Below are 5348 nucleotides of genomic sequence, written 5' to 3'. Positions count from 1 at the left end.
GCCGGAGGAATACCAGGGCGGCACCACGGCGGTGTCCAACCTCGGCATGTTCGGCATCAAGGATTTTGCCGCCGTCATCAACCCGCCGCATGCGACGATCCTGGCGGTCGGCGCCGGCGAGCAGCGGGCGGTGGTGAAGAACGGCGAGATCAAGATCGCCAACGTCATGTCGGTGACGCTGTCGACCGACCACCGCGCCGTCGACGGCGCGCTCGGCGCCGAACTGCTCGGCGCCTTCAAGCGCATGATCGAAAACCCGATGGGCATGCTGGTCTGACTGCCCGATAGCACAGGCTCTACCCGGTCGCCGAGCCGGCGGGCGCTTTCAGGCAGAGCCGTGTCCCGGATCAGAACGACCGAGCGTCCCTTTGATCCGGTCCGGGAGCTATTTCTGCCGGAAGGCGGTGTGGAACGATGTCACCAGCGGCCCAAGGATATAGTCGAGCGCCGTGCGCTCCTCGGTGACGATCATCACCGAGGCCGGCATGCCGGGATAGAGCGATATCTCAGGGGCGGCCGCCAGTTCGACCGGATCGACCGCAATGTCGGCGACATAATAGGGAAGGCCGGTCTTGCTGTCGGTGATGCGGTCGGCCGATATGCGGGTGACATGTCCGTGGATGATCGGTATCGAGCGCTGCTTGTAGGATGTGAAGCGGACTTCGGCCGTCATGTCGGCTCTGAGGCTCGATATGTCCTCGACGCGAACCTGCGCCTGGACGATCAGCGAATTTTTGGTTGGCACGATGTCGAGGATGGTCTGGCCCGGCGCGACGATCGCGCCGATCGAGAAGACGGTGAGGTCCATCACCTGGCCGTCATAGGGCGCGCGCACCTCGGCGCGGTCCATGGCGGCCTGGGCCGCGAACATCTTGGGCACCAGGTCGGCGAGATTGGATTGCGTTTCGATCAGCATCGCCGAGAGCTTGGCCCGGCGCTCGTTGGTCAATTGCGCGATCTGGCTCTCGAGCTCGGCCTTGGTCTGCCGGCTGCCGGCGATGGCGCCGAGGTTCTCGTCGATCAGGCCCTGCAGATCCGAGGCGGATCGGTCGAGTTCCAGGATGCGCGGGCGGGTGGTCAATCCGGCCTTCAGCAGCTTCGACAGGCTCGCCTTCTCGTCGACGGTCGATTGCAGCTGGGCACGGTATGAATCGACGCGGGCCTGCTTGCCGTCGATCTGCTCGTCGAGCTCGGCTATCCGCTTCTGGAGGATCTGCCTGGCGCCGGCCATCGAAGCGCGCTGGCTTTCGAGGTCGGCGACCTGGTTGGCCATGGCGTCCTTGAGATAGGCCTGGTGCTCGCCGGCGATGTCCTGAGGGAAGGCAACGTCCTGGCTGCCGTCCAACTCCGCCCGGATCCTGGCGTCGGTGGCGCGCAGCAGCGCATATTGCTGGGCGTAGAGATTGAACTCGGAGCGCAGCCTGGTGTCGTCGAGCAGCAGCAGGACCTGGCCCGTCTTGACGATGTCGCCGTCCTTGACGCGGATCTCCTTCACCGTTCCGCCGTCGAAGTGCTGCAGGCTCTTGCGGTTGCCTTCCACCTTGACCACAGCATCGGCGAGCACGGCACCGTTCAGCGGCGCGAAGGCCGCCCAGCCGCCGAAGACGCCGAAGAAGGCGAGGATGATCAACAGGCCGATCAGGGCCGGCACCCGGATCGAATCCGGGGCCGGGATGCCGGCTTCGCCGGGCAGGCTGCGATAGATGAGGGCGCTGTCGCTCAAACGTCTCTCCCCTCGCAGCTCATTGGGTTGCCACCGCTATTGGAGCCTGGCGCTGGTTGAGCAGCGCCACGATTTCGTTCCGCATGCCGAAGGCTTCGACGGCGCCGTCGCGCAAGAGCAGGATCTTGTCGACATTGGCGAGTGTCGAGGGCCGGTGCGAGACGATGATGACCGTGCTGCCGCGCCGCTTTAGCTCGATCGCGCAGTCGCTCAGCGCGCGGTCGCCATCGGCGTCGAGATTGGAGCTCGGCTCGTCCAGGATGATGAGGTTCGGCGTGCCGAACACGGCCCGCGCAAGAGCGATGCGCTGGCGATAGCCCCCGGACAGCACCGCGCCGCCTTCGCCGATCTGCGTCTCGTAGCCCTGCGGCAGACGGATGATCATCTCGTGCACGCCGGCCAGCCGCGCGGCCTCGATCACCTCTTGGTCGACATTGGTCTTGAAGCGGCCGATGTTGGCGGCGACGGTGTCGGCGAAGAGCTCGATATCCTGCGGCAGATAGCCAATGTGGTCGCCCAGCGCATCGCGCCCCCAATGCGACATGTCGGCCCCATCCAGCCTGACGGTGCCGCGGCTGGGCTGCATGACGCCCGCCAGATGCCTGGCCAGCGTCGACTTGCCGGCGCCCGAAGGCCCGACGATGCCCAGCGCCTCGCCGGCCTCCAGCCGGAACGACACGTCGCGCAGCAGCACCTTCTGCACACTGGGAACGGCGAAGCTCACCTGCTCGACAGAGATCCTGCCGGTGGGCTTCGGCAGGTTGAAAGACCGCTCGCTTTGCCCGCCGCCATCGACCAGCTTGCGAACCCTCGCAAGGGCGGCGCGCGCCAGGATCAGGCTGCGCCACAGGCCGACGATCTGCTCGACGGGCTGCAGCCCGCGGCCGAGCAACAGGCTGGCCGCGAACATCGAGCCGGCGGTGGTCTGCCGTTCGATCACCAGATAGGCGCCGAGGCCGAGGATGAGCGACTGCATGGTCAGGCGCAGGAAGCGGATCAGCCCCGACATCAGCGCGGCGCGGTCGCTGGCTTGCGCCTGACGCAAGAGTGCAAGGTTGCGGTCGCGGCCCCAGCGGCGGACGAGGCCGTCGATCATGCCCATGGCGCGCACGACCTCCGAATTCCTGAGGCTCATCTCGGTGAAATTGTAGTTGGTCGTCGCGATGTCGTTGGCCTGCTTCAGCGGCGCGCGCACCAGGTATTCGTTGAGCACCGCCATGGCGACCAGCAGAAGCGCTGAGCCGAGCGCGAAGAACCCCAGCCAGGGATGCAGCAGGAAGATGATGCCGATGTAGATCGGCGACCAGGGCAGGTCGAACAGCGCGTGGATGCCGCTGCCGGTGATGACCTGGCGGAAGGTGTCGAAGTCGCGGATCGGCTGGCTCTGCGCGGCGCCCTGCGAAGGCGTTTCGACAGATGCGGCGAGGATCCTGGCCGAAAGCAGCCGATCGAGGCACGCGCTGGCGCGCGTCAGGATCCAGGCGCGCACCAGATCGAGGCCGGCCAGCGCAAGGAAGGCCGCCAGCAGCACGATCGTCAGCATGACCAGCGTCGTCTGGCTGCCGCTGGTAACCACCCGGTCGTAGATCTGCAGCATGTAGAGCGGCGAGGCGAGATAGAGCAGATTGATCGCCAGGCTGAACGCCGCCGCGACCAGGAAATAGCGGCGGCACGCCCCAAGCGCGTCCTTCACGATCTGCGATTTGTTATCGATGCCCAAAATGCCCAGCGGAGAACCGCCCCCTGTCTACACGCCCCGAACCGATACTACTCCCAATCTTCCCGCCAGCCACGCGATCGGCTCGTAAACCTGTTGTAAACCTTAATTCGCAGGCCGAATCCGCGGCTGGAGAGAGATGAGGTGAGTCGGCGGAGCCGCCGGCTCACCTCCTTCATCACAGCACGAAATCGCTCGCTGTCAGTCCAAGCCCGGTGCCGGTCAGCGTGATCTGGAAGTCGGCCGTCGTGTTGCCGGTCACGTCGACGTGGATGACGGTGTTGCCGCCACTTTCGGACCAGGTGATGCTGTTGGCGACGGTAGCCCCGTTCTGCCCGCCGAACAGGAAGGCCTGATCGCCCGGGGCGGCAGCGGCATCGATCGAGGAGAGGTCGATCTTGTCGACGCCATGTACGAAGTCGGTGATGGTGTCGTTCGCGGCGCTTGCCGGGGAATCCGAGATGGCCGACCCATAATAGAAAGTGTCGGATCCCGCCCCGCCGGTCAGCGTGTCGGTGCCGACGCCGCCGACAAGGCGATCGTTGCCATCGCCGCCGTTCAGTATGTCGTTGCCGTCCTGCCCAAACAGCGTGTCGTTGCCAGCCAGGCCGAAGATCGTGTCCACGCCGCCATTGCCGTAGAGGACATCGTCCCCGCCATTGGCGCCGTTGAGTCCATCGGCCGAATTGCCATTGCTGCCGGTAATGACCTGGAAGGTCTCGCTGTATTGGTAGGCGGGTCCAACCGGGTCGCCAACCTGGGTTGCCTGCACGGTGATTGAGTACACCTTGCTGGGCGACAGGCCCGACAGGCTCGAACTCAATGTGCTGCCGGTGATCGAAAACAGTCCCGGATCCGATTGCGAGGTGATGCTGTAGACGAAGCTACCGGGGTCCGGATCGGTCGTGGACAGTGTTCCAGAGAATTGGAAGGCACTGAAATTGACGTCTCCGGTGGTGGTCGCCGGCGTGAGCTGGATATCGGTCGGCGCAAAACGCGGCGGGCCGTCGTCGGCGCCGGTGATTGCGATCGAGACCAGCTTTGCCGTGCCGTCCTCGGAGAAGACTGTAAAACTGTCACTCAGGGGCTGCCCGTTGGCCAGAGCGTTGACCGTCGGGTTCGAATTGTCGAGCGTGTAGGTCCAGACGCCCGCTGATGTCACAGTGTAGGTTCCGTAGCCGGACGCGCTGGCCGTCGCGGAATTGACGGCCTGGAACGCGTCCGTGGTGTTGTCGACATCGGTTGACAGAAGGTCGCCGGTCGCGGTCGGCGTGCCGCCGCCATTGGAGGAGCCGGCTTCGACGACCGCCCCCGTCGACGTGCCCGTGATCGCCGCGGCGTCGTTGGCGCCGTGGATGGTGATGTCGATGACCTGCGAGGTGCCGTCGGCGGTGGTGACCGTCACCAGTTCATGCAGCGTGGTGTTCGCGCCGCTGCTGTTCAGCGCCTGAACGGTGGCGTTGTTGTCGTCCAGCGTATAGCTCCAGGTGCCGGCGGCATCGATGGAGAAGGTGCCGTAAGTCTTGGCGACGGCGGCCTGGACTGTGAAGGTCGCCGGATTGTCGACGTCGGTCGCATTGAGGTCGCCCCCGGCCGAGGCATCGCCCGGCGTGCCATTGGCGACGCCGCTCTTCTCGGTGACGGAAGTGTCCTGGGCGCCGTTGGCCGTGATCACCGCCGCGTCGTTGGCGCCGTGGATGGAGATGACGATGTCCTTGGTGGTGCCGTCGGAGGTCTGCACCGTGATGGTGTCGGTGAGCGCCGGATCGCCGGTGTTGAGCGCCTGGACGGCGGCGTCGTCCTCGTTGAGGGCGTAGCTCCACTCGCCGGCGGCGTTGATGGACAGCGTGCCGTGCGCGCCGTTGGTGACCACCGAGAAGTCGTTGGCGCTGTCGACGTCGGTGGCGT

At 65.5% G+C, this 5348-nt stretch carries 4 protein-coding genes; 1 reads left to right on the top strand and 3 read right to left on the bottom strand.

What is annotated here, in order from left to right:
• Positions 1–277 (top strand): 2-oxo acid dehydrogenase subunit E2 (locus PU724_RS33420; RefSeq protein ID WP_426213812.1); only part of this gene is annotated, 277 nt, incomplete at its 5' end.
• Positions 278–385: 108 nt separating this feature from the next.
• Here the strand turns inward: PU724_RS33420 and PU724_RS33415 are convergent.
• The 3 genes from PU724_RS33415 to PU724_RS33405 all read right to left on the bottom strand — a co-directional run.
• Entirely contained in the window at positions 386–1723 is a 1338-nt protein-coding gene (locus PU724_RS33415; protein ID WP_292174523.1) for an HlyD family type I secretion periplasmic adaptor subunit, read from the bottom strand.
• A 19-nt stretch (positions 1724–1742) separates the two neighbouring features.
• Complete coding sequence (locus tag PU724_RS33410) at positions 1743–3437, bottom strand: type I secretion system permease/ATPase (RefSeq protein WP_354420141.1); 1695 nt, start codon at positions 3435–3437, stop codon at positions 1743–1745.
• A gap of 181 nt (positions 3438–3618) precedes the next feature.
• Positions 3619–5348, bottom strand: a 1730-nt coding sequence (locus PU724_RS33405) for a VCBS domain-containing protein (protein WP_426213811.1), incomplete at its 5' end; no start/stop codon positions are given.

It is taken from the genome of Mesorhizobium abyssinicae, from assembly GCF_049887195.1.
Classification (GTDB): Bacteria; Pseudomonadota; Alphaproteobacteria; order Rhizobiales; family Rhizobiaceae; genus Mesorhizobium; species Mesorhizobium abyssinicae.
This window is presented reverse-complemented; position numbering and strand designations above follow the sequence as displayed.